The sequence below is a fragment of the Hymenobacter cyanobacteriorum genome (assembly GCF_022631375.1).
Taxonomy (GTDB): domain Bacteria; phylum Bacteroidota; class Bacteroidia; order Cytophagales; family Hymenobacteraceae; genus Hymenobacter; species Hymenobacter cyanobacteriorum.
Genome location: NZ_JALBGC010000007.1, coordinates 224,980 through 246,853, shown reverse-complemented (window position 1 = coordinate 246,853; position 21,874 = coordinate 224,980). Strand labels below are relative to the sequence as shown.

The window sequence follows — 21,874 nt, the reverse complement described above, 5'->3', positions numbered from 1 at the left end:
TAATTTTACAGATAATGCTTCATATTATTCATCATCCTGCACAACCTTCAATAATTCGGATATTTTATCTAAATAATAGCAGCCTTATTATCGAATAAAATTTTGATTATTAATATGATACATGCTATTCATAATTTATAAAGCCTAAATCACGGCAAGAGGCTGTCTGACTAATGGGTGGCAAAAAAGATTTTAATGGACATAACAAAATAGAACTTTTAATTAACTTGCGAGCCCGCAAACGTTTTCAAGTATCGTTTGCAGCAACTAACTACCTCAAAACCCACCCGCCTTATATGAAAAATTATATTTACTCTGTAATTTTTTTGTGCTTGATTTTTCTGACTGCACCGGCTTCCGCCCAGAAAATGCACACCACCAAGTGGGAAAGCGGCATGCTGGACAAGCGCACCAAAGTGGGCGTGTGGGAATATTATGGCATCACGGCCTCGCGGGAAATGGTGGTGGTGCAACGCTATGACCATTCGGCCAAGCAGCTACTGTTTTACCGGCCCTCCGGCGACCTCACCTTTAATACCGAGCTGGCCCCCGGCCAGTGGAAACGCCGCATGGTGGACCGCCCGCCGCTGTTCATTGGCGGCGACGCGGCGCTGGCCACCTTCACTACGCAGCTGCAGTACCCCCAACAGGCCCAGGACCGCAACGTGCAGGGCCAGGTAACCATTGGTTTCTCGGTCGATAAGCAGGGCAAGGCCACCAACCACCGCGTGCTGCGCGGCATTGGGGCGGGCTGCGACCAGGAAGCGCTGCGCGTGGTAAAAACCATTCCAGACGAGTGGGTGCCGGCCCAGATAGCCGGCCAGGACATCGTGTCCGAGTACGAGTTGACGCTAACCTTTCGGCTGGCGCAGTAGTAGAGGGCTGGTGCGGCCGCAATGGCCGACATTTGCGACCTCACTACTGTGTTTGTGCTATGAAAGGTGAATTGCGTAATCCGCTAGCGGGCCTGAAATCTTTTGGCAGCGTACTGCTGGCCGCGCTGCTGCTCACAAGCTGCGACTCGACGCCCAATGAACGCCGGGCCGCCGCCCGCACGGCCGGCCGCGAGCTGGATAGCGCCGCCCGCACGGCAACGCACAAGCTGGCCCGCATTGGCAAGGCCACGGCGACCTACAACGCAGCCAACCGCGCCCGCCGCGCCCGGCCCCTCGACCCGCGCCAGCAGCTGGCCATGGAGGCCACGCTGCTCGGCCCCTACAACGGCCAGATTAACTCCCTGACGCCGCAGGACCTGCCGGCTGCCTATGGCCAGCTGGTGCGCGAAACCCGCGCCCAGCGCGCTACCTGGACCGACCGCGACTGGGACTATGCCCGCGCCGTGTACCAGCGCCTGAACGACCAGCTGAAACAAGTGCGCCTGGACATGCCCGCCCGCGACGAAGTGCGCGTGCGCGCCCGCCAGGCCGAATTTGTGAGCCTGCAGGCCGGCCGCACCGTGAAAGGCATCGACGCCGCGACCCGCCAGCAGCCGAAGTGAGTTAAAAGTTAGGGATTGAAAGTTGTGAGTTAAATCTCTGGATTCTGCCGCTTCAGCTCTTAACTCATAATTTTCGACTCTTAACTCTCTTTCCGTGCCGGGCCCCGATTCCATCGTTTTTCTCGAATCGTTCTACGAGCCGATGGCGGCCAACCTGGCCCGGACGCGGCTGGAGGCAGCGGGCATTCCGTGTTTTCTGAGCAACGAAAACCTGGTGGGGCTGCTGCCCTTGTACAGCCCCATCACGGGTGGCGTGCGGCTGCACGTGCGGCAGTCCGACGCCGAGGCGGCCCTGGCAATCATTCGGGCCGAGCCCCTGCCCCGGGCTACCGGTCCCGACGTGGCTTCCTTCGAAGCCGATGCGCCCGACCCGGTAACGCCACGCTGCCCGCGCTGCGGGTCGTCGGATGTGGCGTACGGGCCGGCCACGCGCAACACCTACGGGTTCTGGGAGTCGTTGCTTTCGGTGCTGCTGCGGTTTCCGGTGCGGGGCAAGCGGTTTCACTGCTTCCACTGCGGCAACGAGTTTGCGTAGGTAGCCGGCAGCGAGTTATCGAAGCGGAAAGCCAATACTAAAGGCGTCGGGATTGTCGTTATTGCAGCATGGCTGGCGAACACAACCGGTGGCTTGGGCTGCTATTGCTTATTGGATTGGTATTGCCGGGTGTGCCTGCGCTGGCGCAATCGCCCCTGCCTTCCGGTGACGGTATCAGAGGCGACTACTACGAAGGGAATAATTTCGAGAAATATGTCCTGACTCGTCGCGATGCGACCATCAATTTCAACTGGGGCCACCAGCCGCCCGCACCGGGGATGCCTGCCGAGCAGTTTTCGGTGCGCTGGACGGGCTGGCTGGTGCCACCGGTCAGCGGCAAATACGTTTTTCATGTTACCGTAGACGATGGAGTCCGGCTGTGGCTGAACGACCGGCAGCTGCTGAACGAATGGCGCGGGCAGCCCCTGAGCGACTACACCGCCACGGCGGAGCTGCGGGCCGGCGAGCCGTACCACCTGCGGGTTGACTACTGCCAATATGGCTTGGATACCCGCATTTTCATCACTTGGGAGCGGCCCGACGTACCCCTGCAACCGCCTACTGCATCGTGGCGCAACTTCTGGGGCAAACTAGCCGAAACGCCGAAGGTAGCGCCAATTCCGACCAGCTACCTGTTCAGCCGCAACCCGCCACCGGCCGCCACCGGCACGGCGGCCCCCACGCCAGTAGTTCGGCCACCGAAATCAAGACCGGCCCGCGTCATTCCTACGCCGCCAACAGTAGTACCGGTCCGCCCGGCCGCGGTGGTACCCAAGCCGGTTCGCAAGCCCGCTCCTTTGCCAAAACCGGCCGCTTCCGTTGGCAGCAGCGAAGCAATAGCAGTTCCAGCACCAGCTGCAGCTCCAACGCTGGTTCTGGCCGATTCGGGCAGCGGGGCTTCGCTGACTGACCTGGCCGTAGGCAGCACGGTGACGTTGCCGGAGCTGTATTTCGACCAGGGCAAGGCTGTGTTGTTGCCGCCTGTACGTACGGCACTGGATGCGCTGGCTGGCACCCTGCGCACCCGGCCGGAGTTGCGCTTTGAGGTGCAGGGCCACACCGACAACGTGGGCAATGCCGAGCTGAACCGCCAGCTCTCGCAGCAGCGCGCCGAAGCCGTGTGCCTCTACCTCACGGCGCACGGCGTGGGCACGGCCCAGCTTCGGCCCATGGGCTACGGCGGCACCCAGCCCGTGGCCGACAACGCCGACCCCTCCCAGCGCCCGCGCAACCGCCGCGTGGTGCTGCGCCGGCTGTGAGCCAAAGACCAAGCGGCGCAGACAAATAACCGGTCCAGCGCCAGCCATTGGCGGGTTTTTCGCGTAAGCCGGGGCATCACGTTTTCCTACCTGCTATGCCTCCGAAGAAAACCCCTGCCGCTCCCGCCGCCCCCCAAAAGCCCGCCGCTCCCGCCAAAAAAGCTGCTCCTGCCAAAGCCGAGCGCCGCCCGACGGCCAAAGACATGAAAGCCGCCGCCCAGAAGCTGCCCTATCCGGCCAAACAGGCCGACATGAAGCTGCAGCCCGACTCGGACCTGGCTAACTACAAGGCCGCCGGCAAGCTCAAGGACAAAGTCGCCATCATCACCGGGGCCGACTCGGGCATTGGCCGGGCCGTGGCCATTGCCTTCGCCAAGGAGGGCGCGCACGTGGCCGTCGTCTTCAACGAAAACGTGGAGGATGCCGAAAAAACCAAGCAACTGGTGGAGCAGGAGAAGCGCAAGTGCCTGCTATTGCAGCTGGATGTGCGCGACCCCGAGCAATGCAAGCAGGCCGTGCGCCGCACCTTGGCCGAGCTGGGCGGGCTGAATATCCTGGTGAACAATGCCGCCTTCCAGATGGCGCAGGAGAAGTTTGAGGACATCCCCGAGGAGCAGATTCGCCGCACTTTTGACACCAATATCCTGGGCTACATCTGGATGGCGCAGGCGGTGATTCCGCACCTCAAAAAGGACGACTGCATCATCAATACGGGCAGCATCGTGGGCATCACGGGCATTCCGCTGCTGGTGGATTACGCCTGCTCGAAGGCCGGTATTCATGCCCTCACCAAGTCGCTGGCGCTATATCTCGGCGAGAAGGGCATTCGGGTGAACTGCGTGGTGCCCGGCCCGGTCTGGACGCCCAACATCCCCGGCACCATGCCGCGCGAGGAAATCGCCAAGTTTGGCCACGAAGTCGCCCTCAAGCGCCCCGGCCAGCCCGAGGAACTGGCGCCCGCCTACGTGCTGCTGGCCTCGCAAGACGGCTCGTTCATGACGGGCTCGCTCGTGCACGTGACCGGCGGCAAGCTGAGCAGCGACGAGTAACGTGACCGGAATTTAATCGAACGTCATGCAGAGCGCAGCGAAGCATCTCGCTTGTGGCAGCAATTCAATCGTAATGATTGGGTAGTGGTGGCACGCGAGATGCTTCGCTACGCTCTGCATGACGTTCTAACCACACTGCGGCACCGACAATCAAATCAGCTATACCTGTTTAGCAACATTTTCGCACCCTCGGCAATCAACCAGCCAAGCCGCCGGTTACCTTGGCACTTGTGGCCCGCTTTCAGTGTGTTAGGCATAGTGGCAGGCGCGTTTTCCATCTTCTTCTCTCACTTCAATTCCCACTTGTTACATGGCCGAAAACTCCTCTTCGCTGCTCGACCGCAGCCGCACCATTGCGGGGCCGGGCTACAACCGCTGGCTGGTGCCGCCGGCGGCCCTGGCCATTCACCTGGCCATTGGGCAGGCCTACGCGTTCAGCGTATTTAACAAGCCGCTGGGCGCGCTCATCAGCGGTGACCCGGCCAAACCCGCGCCCGACGACTGGACGCCGCTGCAAATTGGCATCACGTTTTCCATCGCCATTGTGCTGTTGGGCCTTTCGGCGGCCATTTTTGGGAAGTGGCTGGAGCGCGTGGGTCCGCGCAAGGCCATGCTGGCGTCGGCGCTCTGCTTCGGCGGCGGCTTCCTGATTGGTTCGCTCGGCATTCACCTGCACAATATCTGGCTGCTGTATTTCGGCTACGGCGTGGTGGGCGGCATCGGGCTGGGCATTGGCTACATTTCGCCGGTGAGCACGCTCATTAAGTGGTTTCCGGACCGCAAGGGCGTGGCTACGGGCATGGCCATTATGGGCTTTGGCGGCGGGGCCATGATTGGCTCGCCGCTGGCCAACAACCTGATGAACCACTTCAAGGCTTCGGCCCCGCAGGGCGTGGCCCCAACGTTTATCGTAATGGGCATCATTTACCTGCTTTTCATGCAGTTTGGGGTGTGGACCATTCGTGTACCGGCCGACGACTGGAAGCCGGCCGGCTACGTACCCAGCACCGAGCACAACGACATGATTACCACGGCTAACGTGTCGGCCGACAACGCCATCAAAACGCCGCAGTTTTGGATGCTGTGGGTAGTGCTGCTCTGCAACGTGACGGCCGGCATCGGCGTGCTCGAAACCGCTTCGCCGCTCATCCAGGCTGTTATTTCCGGCACCGAGAAGGGTAAGGGCATGGACACGGCGGCCCTGGCGGCGGCCGGCGCGGGCTTCGTGGGACTGCTCAGCCTGTTCAACCTGCTGGGCCGGTTCTTCTGGTCGTCGGCTTCGGATAAGCTGGGGCGCAAGGTGGCGTACGCCATTTACTTTGGCCTGGGCGTGGTGCTGTATGCGCTGGCCCCTACGCTGGGCGCCAATGCCCAGCTGACGCTGTTTGTGGTGGTGGCCTGCGTGATTATCAGCATGTACGGCGGTGGTTTTGCCACGGCCCCGGCCTATTTGTCCGACCTGTTTGGCAAGTACCAGGTGGGCGCTATCCACGGCCGCCTGCTCACGGCGTGGAGCACGGCCGGCGTGCTTGGCCCGCTCATCGTGCACTACCTGTCCGACAGCCGCAAGGCCGAAGGCTTCACTGGCGCTGCCATGTACCAGACGGTGTTCTACACCATGGCGGGGCTGCTGGTGGTGGGCTTCTTGGCCAACATTATTGTGACGGCCGTGAACGAACGGTACTACGAAAAAGGCCCTGTAACGGTAGAAGCCGGCGGCCACTAAGTCTCAGTCTTTCAAACACTAATTCGAATTCGATATGAATCCGCAACCCAACAACTCAACTTCTGCCCCGGCCGAAAGCGGTGCCGGCGGCTCGGTAGTGCTGGCATGGCTGTTTGTGGGCATCCCCCTGGCCTGGGGCGTGTCGCAAACGTTCATTAAAGCACTGGCGCTGTTTAAGTAACGCGCCTGGTTTTTCTTGCCCAAAAAAGCCGCCGGTTCGAAGCCGGCGGCTTTTTTACTGGGTTCTGTTGAAGAAATACTGTTGAAAACCTGCACCCTTTCAACCTGTTCCACTCGTAAGCAATTATTAGCTGAGCCGTTGCCGTGCTGCTGCGCCAGCCCACGCCCGATTTATGTCCGTTCCTCCTTACCCCAGCGGCACCGTGCGCGCGCTGCTCGCCACGCCGCACGTGTCGGAAGCCACCCGCGCCGCCCTGCAGGCCCGCCTTGCTGCGCCCGCTGCCTACGCGCCGCAGTTTCTGGCCCCCGAAACCTACGCCCTGCTCGAGGCCGTGGCCGCCCGCATTTTCCCTCAGCCCGACCGCCCCGACCAGCCCATCCCGCTGGCCCCGGCCGTGGACCAGCGCCTCGCCGAGGGCCGCGCCGACGGCTGGCGCTACGATGCCCTGCCTCCCGACCGCGAAGCCTACCGAATGGGCCTAGGCGGCATTCAGGAAATTGCGCAGGCGCAGTTTCAAACCGATTTCACGGCGTTGAATGCCGAGCAGCAAGATGCGGTGCTGCAGGCGCTGGCCAGTGGCACGCCGCCCGGCACCACCTGGACCACGCTGGATGCCGGCCGCTTCTTCGAGGAAATGCTGGCCGAGCTCACCGAAACCTACTACGCCCACCCGCTGGCTCAGGAGGAAATCGGCTACGTGGGCATGGCCGATTTGCCGGCTTGGACGAAAATCGGCCTCAACGAAAAAGAAAGCCGCGAGCCCGGTTTGTCATCCTGAGCTTGCGAAGGACCTTATCACCGCGGAACGATGTGCTGTAGTTAATCGGCGCAAGCGTGATAAGGTCCTTCGCAAGCTCAGGATGACAACGTTTTATTCTCTACCCCATTCACCCATTGCAAAAATGCCCGACGAAGAAGTGCTCGAAGAAGGCGTCCTCAACCCCGTCAAGCCCGAAATTCAGGACCCGCTGCTACGGGCGCTAGTGGCCGATGAGCCCGCTACCGCCCCTGTGGCGGCCGATATTCCTAAGGAAAAGCCCCAGGCCATCGAGCCCGAAGCCGACGAAGTGGACTGCGTGGTGATTGGGCTGGGCGCGGGCGGCGCGCCGCTGCTGGCCCGCCTGGCCATGGCCGGCCTGAAGGTGGTGGCCCTGGAAGCTGGCCCCTGGCACAACCCCGAGAAAGACTTTGCCACCGACGAAAAAGCCCAGGATTTTCTGTTCTGGAACGATGAGCGGCTGGCCGCCGGAGGCGACCCGCTGGCCATGGGCAAAAACAACTCCGGCACCGGCGTGGGCGGCTCGACGCTGCACTACACCGCCTACACGCCCCGCCCGCTGCCCGACGACCTGCACATCCGCCGCGATTTCGGGTTGGGCGAGGACTGGCCGGTGAGCTACGAGGAACTGGCGCCGTACTACGAAGAGATAGAGCAGTTTATTGGCGTTTCGGGGCCTACGCCCTACCCCTGGGGTCCCGCCCGCCGCAAGGGCTACCCGCTGGCCCCGCTGCCGCTGAATAGCGCGGCGCAACTGATGGTGCGCGGCGCGGAGAAAATGGGCATTCGCACCTCGCCGGCGGCCAATGCGGCGCTGTCGGCGCGCTACTACCAGGAGGGCGTGGGCTGGCGCGAAGCCTGCACCAACCGCGGCTTCTGCCAGGCCGGCTGCTCGAATGGCGCCAAGTCGAGCATGGACGTGACGTTCATTCCGCTGGCGGTGAAGCACGGGGCCGACATCCGGCCCAACAGCTTTGTGACGGAGATTGAGCGCGACGCGCGGGGCTACGTGACGGGCGTGGTGTACACGCAGAACGGCGAGCAGAAGCGCCAGCGCTGCCGCCACCTCTTCCTGTGCGGCGGCTCGGTAGAAACGCCGCGCCTGCTGCTGCTGAATGAATTGGCTTTGACCAGCGGACAAGTGGGCCGCAACCTGATGGCCCACCCCGGCCTGCAGGTGTGGGGCACGTTTGCCGATGAGGTGCGGCCGAATAAGGGTATTCCCGGCGGACTGATTTCGCAGGATACCCACCGGCCGGCGGGGGCCGACTTTGCGGGCGGCTACTTGCTGCAAAGCATTGGCGTAATGCCCGTGACATTTGCCGGGCAGGTGGCGCGGGGCCGCAAGCTCTGGGGCCAGCCCCTGCGCGACTACATGCGCAACTACAACCACATTGCCGGCATCAACATTCTGGGCGACTGTCTGCCCCACGCCGACAACTTTCTGGAGCTGGCCGAGGAGAAGGACGCCCGCGGCCTGCCCAAGCCGCGCCTGCACTTCACGGCCCAGGAAAACGAGCAGCGCATGAATGCCCACGCCGAGAAAATCATGCGCGGCATCTGGGAAGCCGCCGGCGCTACCGACATCTGGGCATTTCAGCGCTATGCGCACGTCATCGGCACCGCCCGCATGGGCAAGAGCGGCGACGATGCGGTGGTGGACGCCAACGGCCGCGCCTTCGACGTGCCCAACCTCTACATTTCCGATAACTCGACCTTCCCCAGCGCGCTGAGCGTGAACCCGGCCCTGACCATTATGGCCCTGAGCCTGCGCACGGCCGACAAGTTTCTGGAGAGCCTTAAATAAGCTGTTAGCTAATAGCTGCTAGCTGTTAGCTCTGTTCAAGCAGTTTCTAATATCATACAGCTAACAGCTAGCAGCTATTAGCTAACAGCTTAAAAGAATGAAATCCTTTCTCACGGAAATTCACGACCATTTCGGCAACGGCAACTACGAGGGCGACGAGTTTGGCGGCGCGCGCGGGCACAACGGCAACGGCCTGCCCACGGGCCTGCCAAACAATTTCATGTTTGCCACCGGCATCGAGTGCAGCTACCCGACCATCGACGGGGGCAAAACCCGCCGCGATTTGCTGGCCGAGTGCGACCACTACAACCGCTACAAGGAAGACCTGGCCCTGGTGAAGGAAATGGGCCTGAAGGTGCTGCGCTACGGCCTGCCCTACTACAAAATCCAGCTCAGCCCCGACAAGTACGACTGGGAGTTCGCCGACCTGGCGATGGCCGAGATGCAGCGCCTGGAAATCACGCCGATTCTGGATTTGATGCACTTCGGGGTCCCCGATTTCATTGGCAACTTCCAGAATCCCGAGCTGCCGGTGCACTTCGCGGCCTACTGCGAGGCGGTGGTGCAGCGCTACCCCTGGGTGCGCTATTACACGCCGGTGAACGAGATTTACGTGACGGCCAAAATGAGCGCCAAGGACGGCATCTGGAACGAGCAACTGAAATCGGACAAGGCCTTTGTGACGGCACTGAAGCACCTGGTGGCGGCCAGCATCATGGGCACGCAGAAAATTGCTAAGCACCGGCCCGACTGCATCATCGTGCAGAGCGAGTCGGCCGAGTTCACCCACGAGCTGCGCGCCGAGCACACCTACGAGGTGCAGATGCAGAACAAGCTGCGCTTTGCTTCGCTCGATTTGCTCTACGGCCACCACCCCGACGGCGATGTTCTCAACTACCTCTACGACAACGGCCTGACCCGGCGCGAGTACGACTGGTTCATGGCCGGCGAGCCGCCTGGGTACCAGATAATGGGCAACGACTACTACGGCCGCAACGAGAAAATCATGCTGCCCAACGGCGAAATATGCACCAGCATGGACGTGCTGGGCTGGTACAACATTACCCACGACTACTACCAGCGCTACAAAAAGCCGGTGATGCACACCGAAACCAACGTGCTCGAAGCCAAAGACGGCCCCACCTGGCTCTGGAAGCAGTGGGTGAACATCCTGCGAATGCGCAAGGAAGGCGTGCCCGTGCTGGGCTTCACCTGGTATTCGCTTATCGACCAGATTGACTGGGACAAGGGCCTGGAACGCAAAGTGGGCACCGTGAACCCCTGCGGCCTCTTCGACCTCGACCGCAAGCCCCGCCCCGTGGCCGAAGCCTACAAAATGCTGCTCCAGGAGTACGGCCAGATTACGATAGTGCCCCACGGCGAGCTGTTTGAAGTGACGAAAGCGCCGGCCACGCTGAAAGTGGAAGTGTAGCTACAGGAAAATGCCTGTCATCCTGAGCGCAGCGAAGGACCTTATCACGTTCCAGTAACTCGTTGGTCGGTGATAAGGTCCTTCGCTGCGCTCAGGATGACAGGCGTTTTGGCAACGCTTCCCTACCTACTCCACCGTAAGGCGCAACGCTTTGCTACCCACGCGCACCACATACACACCCGTGGCGTGCCCCACGGGCAGCAGCAGTGCAGCTGTGCCGGCAGCGTCGGCCGTAGCGGCCAGCACTTGGCGGCCAATGGCATCAAACACCTGCACCAATGCGCCGGGCTGCGCGCCGGTGAGGGTAGCCGTGCGGTCGGTAGTCGGGTTCGGGAACAGGGCCAGTGCAGCCGGGCCGGCGACTACCGCCACTTGGCGCACCGGCGAGTAGCTGGCCGTGCCATCGGCATCGACTTGGCGCAGACGGTAGTACACGGGGCTGGCGGCGTAGCGGGCAATGGCCGGGTCCAGGAACTGATACTCGTGCGGTTGGGTGCTGCTGCCGTGGCCGGCCACCTGGCCGATGCGGTGGAACGTGCGCCCGTCGGCGCTGGCTTCTACTTCGAAATGGCTGTTGTTTTTCTCCGAGGCCGTGGCCCAGCGCAGCAGCGCATCGGCCCCCAGCGGCTCGGCCGTGAAGCGCGTCAACTCCACGGGCAGCGGGTTGGCGGCGTTGCTGACAGTGAGGCGGCCCAGCGCGGCGGTGGCAAACGAGAAGCTGCGGCTGCTGCCCGCTACCGTAGCAGCGGCCGGGCTGCCCACCGCGCCCCAGCGGGCCGAGCCCGGCGCGGCCCGCCAGGCCTGGGCCGGGCTAAAGCTGCTGAGGCCGTTGTCGTCATCGGCCAGCCATTGCAGCGTCACGGGCACGGCGGCACTGGGGGCGGTGGTGGTTTCCACGGTCCAGATGCGGTCGATGCCCTTGTAGGCGGCGTTGCTGAAATTCACGCCCCGGCTCACGTTATCCGTGAGCAGGCCGGCGGTGCGCGTGGCCGTGACCTGGCCCAGGCCGGTGCGGTCCAGAGTCAGGCCGTGGCCGAAATCGAGCACGCCGCTGCCGGCGGCCCGCACGATGCGCAGGTTGCCCTGCACGTACTGCCCGGGGCCTTCGCCGCTCAGGGTCGCGCCATCGGGCAGGGTGAGGGTGGCCGTGGGAGCCGTGCGCAGCAGGCCGCTTTGCAGCGTGAGGGCCGTGCCCACGGTGAGGTCGGCGGGCAGGTTCAGGGTGCGGGCGCCAGTGGCCCCGGTGTTATTGAGCACGAGCGTGGCCACGGTGGCCGTGCCGGGAGCAAACGTCTGGTTGGCCGTACCGCTGAACAGCAGTGTGCCGCCCGAAGCCAGTGTGCCCGCGTTGGTAAGGTCGCCGGTGAGCTGCACGGTGCCGGCGTTGCTCAGGGTGCTGCCGGCGTTGTTCTGCACCGCGCCCACCACGTAGAGCGTGGCCCCGCTGCCCACGGTGAGGGTGGCCCCGTCGTTGGTGAGGGTTTGGGCCTGGGCGGCGAGGGCGGGCAGCAGCACGGCGGCCAGGGGCGTGAGGAGGTAATGGTGTAGCATATAGCTTGGAGAGTCAAGGGATGATGGCAGGCAGTAGCGCGGGCTTTCAGTTCGCGTCCCCGCGCTGTTTGCAAGTCGTTGGGTATCCGTCGGGGGCACGAACTAAAAGTTGGCGCTACTCGCGGGTGAGAATCCACCACTGCGAGCCGTCGCTCTGCACGGTGATGCCCTTGGTGCCCGCAGTGCTATTCAATGTGAAGCTGCCGATGCGGCCCCCACTGCCCGCGTCGCGGAAGGTACCGGTCACGGTGTAGGTATTGGTGTTGCCGTTGATGAGATGGTAGATACGGCCGGTGTTGGTGGCGTCGGGGGCGGGTAGGCTCACGCTGCCGGTGACGATGACCGTGTAGTCGGTCTCGGCGATGGAGCCGCCGCTCAGCTCGCGGATGCTGGCGGCCACCGAGCCGGCCACCTGCAGGGTGCTGGTGGGCGCGCCGGTGCCGATGCCCACGTTGCCGTCGGCGCGCACGGTGAAGTTGGGCGTGAAGGTGCCCGCCGGGATGCCGCCCTCGGTGCTGGTGCCGGCCATGCGGCCCACCGCAAACTTGTCGTTGGCATCGGCCACATCGCCCACCACCACGCGCAGCTCGCTCTGGTCGTTGGCCGGGTTCACGCGGTAGAGGCCCACCGGGTCGGTGTTGATGCCGGGGCCCACCCACTCCACGGCCGGGCCCGCGCCGGTGCCGCCGCTGGCGTCATTGCCCAGGCGCACGTTGCCGCGCACGTCCAGCGCCTGGGTGGCGGGCGCGGCGGCGGTGGTGCCGATGCCCACCCGGCCGCTGCTGGTGATGGCGATGCCCGTGCTGCCGCCGTTGCCCACCAGGTAGTAGGAGCCCAGGTCGAAGTTGCCGCCGGCCGCCGTAGGTGATGCCGTAGGCGTCTGCCAAGTGCCGTAGCCCTGGCTATCCGATGTCAGCACCTTGCCCGCCCCCTGGGTGCCGTCGACGATGCGAATAGCCGAGCCGGTGTTGGTGAAACCCGGGTTCTGGCAGATGCCCACCCAGCGCAGGGGCGTGCCGGTGGTGCTGCCCGCCGAGAAAAAGCCGGCCCACCCGCCGCCCCGGTAGGCCGTGGCCCAGATGCCGAAGTCGTTGGCCGAGTTGGTGCCCTCGGGCAGCTTGCCGTAGCCCGAAAGGATGGTGCGCGTATAGCGGTTAGTAAAGTTGCTTCGCGTGATGAGCGCGCTGCTCTGCGTACCCACGCTGGCGTTCAGCTCGACCTGGGCGGTGGAGTCGCCCAGGGAGGTACTCACCTCGCCGCGCAGGCGCTGCGCGTTCAGGTTCAGGGTTTGGGTGGCAGTGTGGTTGCCCAGGTTGTCGGCCCCGAGGCGCACCCAGGCCGCGCCGTCGTAGGCGTACAGGCCGGGCGTGTTGTCGGTCTGATAAATGACGAGGCCGGCCACCGGCGGGGCCGTGGTGCTGGCCGTGAGGGCCGTGCGCTGGGCCAACGTGAGGCGCGGCAGCAGCAGGCCCTTGCTGGTGCTCGTGATGTCGAGCGCGGCCGAGGCGGCGGGGGTGGTGGTGCCGATGCCGACGGAGCCGGTTTGGGCGTGGGCGAGGCGCGGAGCGGCCAGCAGCAGGGCGGCGAGGGGCGCGAGAAGGTATTTAGTTAGCATAGAATAGATAGGTGCGCAGGAGAAAACAAGGCGATGGCCCCGCCCCCGCCGTGCGGCGGCGCCGGCCCCGAGGGCTGTCCTCAGGAGCCGGCGCGCCGCCCGCTCGGGGCAGAGCGGTGGCCGAAGGGTTCGGAGCGCCGGGGCGGTGGCCTACCTGCCCCAACGGCCACAAACCTGCGAATGCTACCTGCTATTTCCCTAAAACAGGGCGTAGACAAAGTATGGACAGTTTTTATAATATGCCTGATAAATAGCCCGTTATTCTTCTACCCGAAGCCGGGCTGGAGTATTCGACGGCCTACTCGTCGGCCGTCAGTTCGCCCGGCGTCTCGGGGGACGGGGTGCGGCCGGCGGCTAGGTCGGCGGCCGCAATCTTTTTGAATAGGCGGGTTTTGGCCCGGCGCACGCTGGCGGGGTCGATGTTGAGCAGGGCCGCGATTTCCTTCGTGGCCAGGTGAATGTGGAAGTAGCAATACAGCCGCTGCTCGTTGCTGGTCAGGGCCGGGTAGCGGGCCTGCAGCTCCTCGAAAAAGCGCGGGTGCACCTGCTCGAAGTGCAGCTTGAATTTGCCCCAGTCCTCATCCAAATGCAGGTTGGACTGCAGGATGGATTTGATGCCCGCCAACTCCTTCTGCTGGCCTGGGCGCTGCGCGCTCAGCTCCTGAATCTGCTGCTTGAGCTCGGCCAGCAGGGCGTTCTTCTGCTGCACATAGAGCGTGGTAGAGGCCAGTTCGCGCTGGTTGGCTTCGAGCTGCTCCTGCAACTCCTGGTTGGTGGCCTGGTGCTGCTGAATATCCTCGCTCAGCTGCTGGGCGTGCTGCTCGCGGGCCTGCTGCCGCCGTTGCAACGCCAGCAGCACGGTTTGAATGTGCTGGTTTTTGAGCACGATTTCGCGGTGGCGCAGTTCCTGCTGCCGAATGTCGAGGGCCAGATGGTCGGCTTCGCGCTCCTTGGCCAGCAGGGTTTGCTGCAGGCTCTGCGAGCGAATGCTCAGGGCCACCGAAAAGCACAGCGCGTGCGCCAGGATGGCCAGGTCGGGCAGCAGTTGGTTGCCGTTGTTGTCGAAGCCGACGAAGACGTGGTACGCCGCAATACCCAGAATGCATACCAGCGGCAGCACGTTGGACAGCAGAAAGGGCCGGGCCAGCGGCAGCTGCCGCCGGTAGGCCACCACCCCAATGGCTAGCAACAGCCCCACCACGCCCAGCACCAGCAGGTTGTCGTAGAGCAGCGTGTACTGGTTGAGGTAGAAGCCGCTCAGGTTCACCGCTCCCACCACCACCGTAAAGCCCACGTAGCCCCCCAGGGCGTAGCGCAGCGCGGCATCGAGGCGCGGCAGCCGGGCCGGCAGCAGCAGGTAGGCGCGGGTCATCTGCCCGAAGCCGACCAGCATTAGCACCACGCTCAGGTGCATGGCCACGTTGTTGAGGGTGTAGGCATAGCTGCGCCCGTCGGCCAGCACGAGCTGGCTGAACACCGGGGCCGGCCACAGCACCTTGAAATACCCCCGAAAGGCGGTGACGTAGAGCGCCGCCCCCACTTGCGAGCAGAGGTAAAACAGCGTGCTGCGGTCGCGGTAGCGCACGTAGGTGGGCAGGTTGGTAAGCAGCAGCAGCAGCAGCGCCGTGAGCGACACGGCCCAGGCCGTACTGTAAAACAAATCCGCTTCCCGCGCCACCGCTTCCTTTTCCAGCTTTACCCCCAGGCAAATAGCGGCTGGCAGGGCGGCCCGGCGGTCCAGGTTCATCAGCACGTACAGCGTGGTGGCGTGCACTGGCAGCCGCAGCCGCAATATCCCCTTCAGCCGCTGGCTGTCGGTGGCTACGGCCTGGCCGGCGCGCTGGGTTCGCCAGGCGCGGGTATTCTCATCAAAATAGAAAAGGGTATTGTCGAGGCCGGGCGCCAACGTGAGCTGGCAGGTTTCGGCGTAGCGGCGGCGGTTCAGCACCGTCAGTTTCAGCCAGTAGCGGCTAGCCTGGGCGGGCCGCAGCGAATCGGCCGGCTCAAAGGTGAGCGTAGTGTCGGTACGGATTTGGTCCCAGGAATAGCCCCGGTCGGGCAGCACCCCCACCCGAAGCACCGCAATGGCGGAAGCCTCACCTATGCCACCACGCGGCTGAGCGGCAATGCCCGATAAGCTGGTCATCAGGAAAAACAGCAGCAGGCATAACCGTTGAAGCACAGAAGAAATAAATTGGCGAGCGCACGGGAACAGGTGCTCATACGCCGGTGACGGCACAAAGGTAACTGGACGGTTATACATACTATTTATTGGCTCGTTGGCCGTTACTTATGGCCATTGCCGCGCCCCCCTCAGGGCCGCGCACCACGCCGGCGTTGCCGGGAGCCCACGCGCTACGCCGGCCCGCACCTTCACGGTTGCCACACCCCGGCGCGTTTCTTTGCGCAGCCATGAAACCTCATCCCCTCCAAAACCAGCTCTACCGCCTGCTGTGGCAGCACGCGCTACTGCTGCTCCTGGGCCTGGCGCTCTACTTGCTCGACAAGCACGAGGGCCTGCCTTCCGACGTAATTACCGGCCTGCTGCTGGCGGCGGCGGCGGGCAAAACCGGCTACTTTCTGCTGCATAACTTCCGGGCCCTGGCGGCCTTGCGCGAAACGTTTCAGCAGTTTTTGCTGCTTGTGTCGCTCAACCTGGGCATGATTGCGCTGTCCTTCGCCCTCGATTTTTACTGCCTCTACCGCGTAAACGACCACGCCTTTGCCGGCCTGCGGCCAGGCTCCGAGCTGGAGGTGTTCGGGCAATTGTTCTACCACAGCGTGGGCACCCTCATCAGCAACTCGGGCGGTTCCGTGACGGCGGCGGCCGGCACCACGCAGGCGCTGCTGCTACTGGAGAAAATTGCCGGCTTCGTGTCCACGGTTTTCGTCATTTCCAACGCCGCCAACTACCTCGGCCCGCCGCCTGCCACCACAGTTCCCGCGGCTACCCCCGATGCCCGGCCGCTTCTCGCTGACAATTCTACCCCCCACCCTACACAATGAATCCCGACGACCCACGCTTTCTACTGCGCGTAGCTGCCGCCTGGCCGCTGCCTGGCCTGGGCTTGCTCGCCCTGCCCGAGGGCCCTACCCCTTACCTCGCGGCCTGCGGCCTGCACACGGCGCTCGCAGTCGTTGTTCGGCTGCCCGATGGCACCTGCCAGCCAGGTTTCGCCACCGTGGAAGAAGTAAGCCGCCCCGACGACGACGTCCCAACGCGCGGCCTGCTCCTCGACGTGGCAGGCTTGCGCGAGCTGCCCCGCGGCACCACCATCGGCCTGGCCGGGCCGGGGCCGATGCCAGCGTGAGTATTTGGTCACCACACCGTTTAGGGCGGTTAAATGAGCATTCACCGTGCAAGAAGCACCGTTCAGCCAGGCGCGACAATTGCCGCCCCGAAGGGTTTAAAATCATCATTGTTAATTTTTTAAAAAAAGGGCACGGAACTAGTTAAAGCATCTTGTGCTTTGCGTAAATTGCCGGACCTTCTCTATTTATTTCTGGCATTTGGTTCTTTTATACTTCGTATGAAATTTCTTGCTCCGCTGCTCCTGGCTTGCCTGTTGGCATTGCCCGCCGCCGCCCAGCGCATCGTTATCAGTGGCCAGGTAGTGGAAGCCGCCAACGGCGAGCCAGTGCCGTTCGCCTCCATCTTCGTGCCGCGCACCAGTTTCGGGGTCACGGCCGATGTCGACGGCAAGTTCAAGCTCGCCGTCACGGGTTCGCCCGATTCTCTGGCGGTGTCCGCCATTGGGTTTGCTACCCAGCGCCGCAAACTGAGCGATGCGGCCGTGCAAACGGTGCTGTTCCGGATGAAAACCGGTGGCGTAACCCTGGGCGAAGTCTTCGTGAGCTCGCGCCAGCCCGAAAACCCGGCTTTCCGCATTTTGCGCGAGGTGCAGAAGCACAAGCCCGAAAACCAGCGCACCTCGCTGAAAGCGGCCGAGTACGACTCGTACAACCGCATCGAAACCAGCCTGATTGACCTGCCGGCCGCCCTCAACAAGCGCAAGGCCATCCGCGACATTCGGGCGCTGGCCGTGCGCCAGGGTGCTGCCGCCGTGGGCGACCCCGATGCGCCGCTGCCCGTGTTTGCGTCGGAAGTAGGCTCGCGGGTGTACCAGCGCAACAACCCATTGCGCCGCCGCGAAGACTTGTTGCACAAGCAGATGCGCGGCGTAGGCCCGCGCGAGGGCTCCATTCTGTCGCAGATGCTGGGCTCTAACTTTCAGAATTTCGACTTTTACCCCAACTGGCAGAACGTGCTGGGCAAGGACTTCATCTCGCCCATTGCCGAGGGCGGACGCGGCACTTACGACTACGAGCTGCAGGATTCGGTGTTTGTGGGCAAGGACTTCTGCTACAAAATTGCCGTCACGCCCAAGCGCAGCCACGATTTGGCTTTCAAAGGCACTATCTGGATTACGCAGGAAGGCTATGCCCTGCGCCGCCTCGACCTGGTGGCCAGCCCCGAGGCCAACATCAACTTCGTGAACGACCTGCGCGTGGCCCAGGAGCTGACGTCGCCCGGCGAGGGGCCTGGCCTGCCCACGCGCACCAAGCTGCTCATCAGCGTGCGGCCCTCGGCCAAACAGGCGGCCATGCTGGTGCGCTACACCACTGTGAGCAGCAACTTCGTGCGCAACAAGCTGCACGACGAGGCCGGTTTCTACGACCAGCCCATCGTGTCGTCGCTGATGGAGCCGGTGGTGGAAAGCCCCGCCGGCGGCTTGCTGGCCGGGCTGCCCCAAGGCGGGGCCGGGGGCTACTTCGACACCCACCGCCCCGATACGCTAAGCTTGAGTGAGCGCCAGACCTTTGCCGTGCTCGATTCGGCCAAAGCCCTGCCCTCGGTGCGCAACCTGCTCGACTGGGTCGATTTGTTTGTGAACGGCTACAAGCGCGTGGGCAAGCTCGACATCGGGCCAATCTCGACGCTCTACGCCCACAACGACTTTGAAGGCAGTCGCTTTCGGATTGGATTTCGGACAACTCCCCTCATCAGCCGCGACTGGCTGACGCAGGCCTACGTGGCCTATGGCACCAACGATGGACGGTTCAAATACGGGGTGCGCGAGAGCTACATTGCCGAGCGCCGCCATTGGACGGTTTTTTCGGCCGAGTTCAAGCACGATGTGGAACAGACCGCGCTACTCGACAACGATTTCCTCGATAACAACAACCTGTTTCTGGCCGCCTCGCGCTGGGGCCGCTTCCAACGGCCTGCCCTGCGCGACCTGGCTTCCCTGAGCGTGCAGCGCGACTTATTCCACGGGTTCACCCAGACCCTGACGGCCCGCTATCAGTTCATCGACCCGCTGTTTGAACTGGAAATAGCGCGCTTCAAAGGCTCCAACGACACCCCGCCTTCCGACGTTCTGCATCTGAGCGAGTTGGTGTCGGAATCGCGCTACGCGCCCGACGAAACCCTGGTGCAGAGCGAGAATCGCCGCCGCGCCGTAGGCCTGAAGCGCTGGCCGGTATTCAACTTCCGCTACACGCTGGGCTCCATCGAGTGGTACGGACGCCACAACATGTACCACAAGCTCAACCTGGCCATCAGCCACAGCGTGTCGGTGGGCTACCTGGGCCGGCTCAACTACCGCGTCGAGGGCAACTACATTCCCACGCCGCTGCCCTACATCATCCTGAAAGCCCCGCTGGGCAACCAGACGATTTTTTATAACCCCAACGCTTTCAACCTGATGAATTACTTCGAGTTCGTGACCGACCGGTCAGTGTCGGTGCGCCTCGACCAGCATTTCGAAGGCTTGCTGCTGAATGCTATTCCCGGCATCCGGGCCCTAAACTGGCGCCTGGTGGGCACTGCCAACATGCTCTACGGCAACCTGTCGGACCGCGCCCGCAATGCCAACGGCAACTCTAACCGCCTGCCCGACACCATTAAGGAGCCTTACGTGGAGGTTGGCTACGGCATCGAGAACATCTTCAAGTTTCTACGGGTCGATTTCCTGCACCGCGTTACGTACCGCGACCAACCACCGGTTATCGATGACCGCCACCCCGAACACAAGAACTTTGGCGTAAAATTCAGCGCCCAGTTCCGCCTCTGACACGAGTTGCCTGATATACCGAAAATCCGTCCGGCCGTTTGCCGGGCGGATTTTCGTATTTTAGGGGCCGTATGTGGTTACTCACTCATCAGTGCCGACACGAGAAACGGCGTGCTCTGGTAGCACGGCCCGTTAAGAAGCATTACAGCAACCGCGCGCGCATCTGGCTGCTGGGGTTACTGCTGGGGTTGCTGGCGGGGCCGGCCCGCGCCGCCTTGCCCGAAGACACGCTGGCCGTGCACCCCGGCCAGGCCGAAATCTACCTCGACGACCAGTACTACAGCATTCTGGAAGACCCCACCGGCCGCCTTACCCTGGCCGATGTGCGCAGCCCGGCCTGGGCTGGCCGGTTTCGGCGGCTGCGCGGCTCGGGGCAGCCGCCCAACATCCAGCACCCGCGCAGCAACTACTGGCTGCGCCTGACGGTGCGCCACGCACCCATCGAATCCGACGCGTGGTACCTGGAGCTGTACGACTCGCACATTGGGCAGGCGCTGTTTTACCGGCCCCGGCCGGGCAGCGCCACCGAGTACGACAGCGTGGCCACCGGGGCCACCCGCTCGTTTGCCACGCGCCCGCACCCGTACAAGAACTTCCTGTTCGACCTGCCGCCCCGGCCCAGCCAGACGGTGACGTACTACCTGCGCCTGCATTCCGACACGAAGACCAGCTTCCGGGCCATGGTGCACAGCGGGGCCGGGCTGATACCCGAGCTGTCGGTGCAATACTGGCTGTTGGGCATTTTCTACGGCATCCTGCTCATCATGGTGGTGTACAACCTCATCCTGTACTTCTTTTTGCAGGAGGGCACCTATTTCTACTACGTATTATATGTGCTGAGCGGGGCGCTGCTGTTTTTGTCGGAAGACGGGCTGGGGTTCCAGTACTTGTGGCCGGGCGCGCCGGGGTTCAACCACTTCATCGGGGCAGCGGCACCGGTGCTGCTGTTGCTCACGTTTGGCACCTACGCCAGCCGGTTTCTGGACACGGCCTCGCGCCTGCCCGGGCTGCACCGCTTCGGGCGCTGGGTGCTGGGGGGCAGCGCGGCGCTGCTGGTGCTCGATGTGGGCCTGGTGCACTCGGGCTTTAGCTTCTGGCTGTACCTGCTGCCGTACGGGCTGCTGTATTACGCCGGCTGGCAGGCCTACCGCACGGGCCTGAAACCGGCGCGCTACCTGCTGCTGGCGCAGGCCCTGGTGGCTATCAGTCTCATCTTCCTTATCAGCCGCAAGCTGGGTTTCGACTTTTACAACAACGCCTACACGGTGTACAGCCTGAATGCGGCCTTCGTGCTGGAAGTAGTGATACTGAGCTATGCGCTGGGCGAAAAGCTGAAGGGATTGATGGACCTGACGCTACTCTCGCAGCAGCGCCTCCTCAAGCAGATGCGCAAAAAGCACCAGGCCCAGGACCGCCTGGTGGAGCAGTTGCACGAAAACCAGCTGCTGAAGGACCAGCTCAACACCGAGCTCGAAGCCCAGGTAGCCGAGCGCACCGCCGAACTGCGCCGCCAGCACGAAACCGTGGCCGCCCAGAACCGCGAGTTGCTCGAAGCCAACGGCCTGCTGGCCCTGCAGTCCGACGCCATCGCCAAGCTCAACCTGGAGCTCAGCCGCGACCTGCACGCCGAAAAGGCGGCCCGCATCGATGCCCGCGAGGTGGACTTCGGCGAGTTCAGCCAGATATACCCCGACAAGGATGCCTGCCTGCGCTACCTGGCCGACCTGAAATGGGCTCAGCACCCCTACCGCTGCCGCAAGTGCGGACACGAGAAAAGCTGCGAGGCCCGCGAGCCTTACGCCCGCCGCTGCACCCGCTGCCGCTATGTGGAGTCGGCCACCACGGGCACGCTGCTGCAGAAGTGTAAGTTCTCCATTGTGAAGGCGCTCTACGCCGTGTTTCTGTTGCACGCCCACCGCGGGAGCTACCCCCCTGCCGAGCTGGCCCGGGTGCTGGAGCTGCGCCCAGCTACCAGCTGGGCCTTTGCCCAGAAGGTGCTGGCCGCTCTGCAACGCCGCCGCCAGGCCCCCGACTACGAAGAGGGCGAACCCTGGACCCACGTACTACTCGACGCCACCGCCGACGTGGAAACGGCCGACCTGGAAGCTTCCGAAGCGCAGGCCTGAACGCCTGCCAGCACCCGGTAACGTTTGCGGAAAGGCAGCGGCAGTTTTTAGCGGCAGGCAGTAGTATTTGCCCCAAAATCAGATAGTGAAAACGCTATTTGCTTTTGGGGCCATTTTTTTTTGCTGAAACAGACATTTTTTTCATTGTTTTTTAGCCTCTCGGTCCGAAAGCGGAAAACCCGCCAGCGGAACAACAGGGCTATTAATGCCCCGCGCCGACGTGTGCACCAAGCGTAAAGC

The 21,874-nt window shown here is 63.2% G+C and carries 16 protein-coding genes and 1 pseudogene; 14 read left to right on the top strand and 3 right to left on the bottom strand.

The window, feature by feature from the left end:
- Nucleotides 1-368: 368 nt before the first annotated feature.
- The 10 genes from MON38_RS22040 to MON38_RS21995 all read left to right on the top strand — a co-directional run bounded on the left by MON38_RS22040 (nucleotide 369) and on the right by MON38_RS21995 (nucleotide 10,265).
- A complete protein-coding gene (locus tag MON38_RS22040) occupies nucleotides 369-875 on the top strand; it encodes an energy transducer TonB (RefSeq protein WP_241938320.1) in 507 nt (168 codons plus the stop codon).
- Between the two features lie 59 nt (nucleotides 876-934).
- A complete protein-coding gene (locus MON38_RS22035; protein WP_241938319.1) occupies nucleotides 935-1,498 on the top strand; it encodes a hypothetical protein in 564 nt (187 codons plus the stop codon).
- 94 nt (nucleotides 1,499-1,592) lie between these two features.
- Complete coding sequence (locus MON38_RS22030) at nucleotides 1,593-2,033, top strand: putative signal transducing protein (protein WP_241938318.1); 441 nt, start codon at nucleotides 1,593-1,595, stop codon at nucleotides 2,031-2,033.
- A gap of 68 nt (nucleotides 2,034-2,101) precedes the next feature.
- On the top strand, nucleotides 2,102-3,292 hold the full coding sequence (locus MON38_RS22025; protein WP_241938317.1) for a PA14 domain-containing protein: 1,191 nt from the start codon (nucleotides 2,102-2,104) through the stop codon (nucleotides 3,290-3,292).
- Between the two features lie 203 nt (nucleotides 3,293-3,495).
- Nucleotides 3,496-4,341, top strand: a complete 846-nt coding sequence (locus tag MON38_RS22020) for an SDR family oxidoreductase (RefSeq protein ID WP_241938346.1) — start codon at nucleotides 3,496-3,498, stop codon at nucleotides 4,339-4,341.
- A gap of 310 nt (nucleotides 4,342-4,651) precedes the next feature.
- Entirely contained in the window at nucleotides 4,652-6,067 is a 1,416-nt protein-coding gene (locus MON38_RS22015; RefSeq protein ID WP_241938316.1) for an L-lactate MFS transporter, read from the top strand.
- A 34-nt stretch (nucleotides 6,068-6,101) separates the two neighbouring features.
- Nucleotides 6,102-6,248, top strand: a complete 147-nt coding sequence (locus tag MON38_RS22010; RefSeq protein WP_241938315.1) for an MFS transporter small subunit — start codon at nucleotides 6,102-6,104, stop codon at nucleotides 6,246-6,248.
- Between the two features lie 172 nt (nucleotides 6,249-6,420).
- Nucleotides 6,421-7,026, top strand: a complete 606-nt coding sequence (locus MON38_RS22005; RefSeq protein ID WP_241938314.1) for a gluconate 2-dehydrogenase subunit 3 family protein — start codon at nucleotides 6,421-6,423, stop codon at nucleotides 7,024-7,026.
- Between the two features lie 124 nt (nucleotides 7,027-7,150).
- Complete coding sequence (locus MON38_RS22000) at nucleotides 7,151-8,833, top strand: GMC family oxidoreductase (protein ID WP_241938313.1); 1,683 nt, start codon at nucleotides 7,151-7,153, stop codon at nucleotides 8,831-8,833.
- Nucleotides 8,834-8,930: 97 nt separating this feature from the next.
- The gene (locus MON38_RS21995) at nucleotides 8,931-10,265 is read left to right on the top strand and encodes a family 1 glycosylhydrolase (RefSeq protein WP_241938312.1); all 1,335 of its coding nucleotides are present in this window, start codon (nucleotides 8,931-8,933) and stop codon (nucleotides 10,263-10,265) included.
- 126 nt (nucleotides 10,266-10,391) lie between these two features.
- Here the strand turns inward: MON38_RS21995 and MON38_RS21990 are convergent, their stop codons facing one another.
- The 3 genes and pseudogenes from MON38_RS21990 to MON38_RS23060 all read right to left on the bottom strand — a co-directional run.
- Nucleotides 10,392-11,816, bottom strand: coding sequence for a T9SS type A sorting domain-containing protein (locus MON38_RS21990; protein ID WP_241938311.1), 1,425 nt, complete (start codon nucleotides 11,814-11,816; stop codon nucleotides 10,392-10,394).
- 115 nt (nucleotides 11,817-11,931) lie between these two features.
- Nucleotides 11,932-13,431: a hypothetical protein gene (locus tag MON38_RS21985; protein ID WP_241938310.1), complete on the bottom strand. Its 1,500-nt coding sequence runs from the start codon at nucleotides 13,429-13,431 to the stop codon at nucleotides 11,932-11,934.
- A gap of 997 nt (nucleotides 13,432-14,428) precedes the next feature.
- Nucleotides 14,429-15,178: pseudogene (locus MON38_RS23060) on the bottom strand (7TM diverse intracellular signaling domain-containing protein); the annotation flags it as partial.
- 665 nt (nucleotides 15,179-15,843) lie between these two features.
- On the opposite strand from MON38_RS23060, the gene MON38_RS21975 reads away from it, so the two are divergent.
- The 4 genes from MON38_RS21975 (at nucleotide 15,844) to MON38_RS21960 (ending at nucleotide 21,634) form a co-directional block, all read left to right on the top strand.
- Nucleotides 15,844-16,437 (top strand): hypothetical protein, encoded by a 594-nt coding sequence (locus MON38_RS21975; RefSeq protein ID WP_241938308.1) that lies wholly within the window; start codon nucleotides 15,844-15,846, stop codon nucleotides 16,435-16,437.
- Entirely contained in the window at nucleotides 16,434-16,742 is a 309-nt protein-coding gene (locus tag MON38_RS21970; RefSeq protein WP_241938307.1) for a hypothetical protein, read from the top strand. The genes MON38_RS21975 and MON38_RS21970 overlap by 4 nt, the downstream gene beginning before the upstream one ends.
- A gap of 219 nt (nucleotides 16,743-16,961) precedes the next feature.
- On the top strand, nucleotides 16,962-19,508 hold the full coding sequence (locus MON38_RS21965) for a DUF5686 and carboxypeptidase-like regulatory domain-containing protein (protein WP_241938306.1): 2,547 nt from the start codon (nucleotides 16,962-16,964) through the stop codon (nucleotides 19,506-19,508).
- A 71-nt stretch (nucleotides 19,509-19,579) separates the two neighbouring features.
- Complete coding sequence (locus MON38_RS21960) at nucleotides 19,580-21,634, top strand: 7TM diverse intracellular signaling domain-containing protein (protein WP_241938305.1); 2,055 nt, start codon at nucleotides 19,580-19,582, stop codon at nucleotides 21,632-21,634.
- Nucleotides 21,635-21,874 lie beyond the last annotated feature (240 nt).

Bases quoted from the DNA above. Each gene is read 5' to 3' on its own strand.
- MON38_RS22040 (WP_241938320.1), top strand. From the start codon at position 369: ATGCACACCACCAAGTGGGAAAGCGGCATGCTGGACAAGCGCACCAAA.
- MON38_RS22035 (WP_241938319.1), top strand. From the start codon at position 935: ATGAAAGGTGAATTGCGTAATCCGCTAGCGGGCCTGAAATCTTTTGGC.
- MON38_RS22025 (WP_241938317.1), top strand. From the start codon at position 2,102: ATGGCTGGCGAACACAACCGGTGGCTTGGGCTGCTATTGCTTATTGGA.
- MON38_RS22020 (WP_241938346.1), top strand. From the start codon at position 3,496: ATGAAAGCCGCCGCCCAGAAGCTGCCCTATCCGGCCAAACAGGCCGAC.
- MON38_RS22015 (WP_241938316.1), top strand. From the start codon at position 4,652: ATGGCCGAAAACTCCTCTTCGCTGCTCGACCGCAGCCGCACCATTGCG.
- MON38_RS22010 (WP_241938315.1), top strand. From the start codon at position 6,102: ATGAATCCGCAACCCAACAACTCAACTTCTGCCCCGGCCGAAAGCGGT.
- MON38_RS22005 (WP_241938314.1), top strand. From the start codon at position 6,421: ATGTCCGTTCCTCCTTACCCCAGCGGCACCGTGCGCGCGCTGCTCGCC.
- MON38_RS22000 (WP_241938313.1), top strand. From the start codon at position 7,151: ATGCCCGACGAAGAAGTGCTCGAAGAAGGCGTCCTCAACCCCGTCAAG.
- MON38_RS21995 (WP_241938312.1), top strand. From the start codon at position 8,931: ATGAAATCCTTTCTCACGGAAATTCACGACCATTTCGGCAACGGCAAC.
- MON38_RS21990 (WP_241938311.1), bottom strand. From the start codon at position 11,816: ATGCTACACCATTACCTCCTCACGCCCCTGGCCGCCGTGCTGCTGCCC.
- MON38_RS21985 (WP_241938310.1), bottom strand. From the start codon at position 13,431: ATGCTAACTAAATACCTTCTCGCGCCCCTCGCCGCCCTGCTGCTGGCC.
- MON38_RS21975 (WP_241938308.1), top strand. From the start codon at position 15,844: ATGAAACCTCATCCCCTCCAAAACCAGCTCTACCGCCTGCTGTGGCAG.
- MON38_RS21970 (WP_241938307.1), top strand. From the start codon at position 16,434: ATGAATCCCGACGACCCACGCTTTCTACTGCGCGTAGCTGCCGCCTGG.
- MON38_RS21965 (WP_241938306.1), top strand. From the start codon at position 16,962: ATGAAATTTCTTGCTCCGCTGCTCCTGGCTTGCCTGTTGGCATTGCCC.
- MON38_RS21960 (WP_241938305.1), top strand. From the start codon at position 19,580: ATGTGGTTACTCACTCATCAGTGCCGACACGAGAAACGGCGTGCTCTG.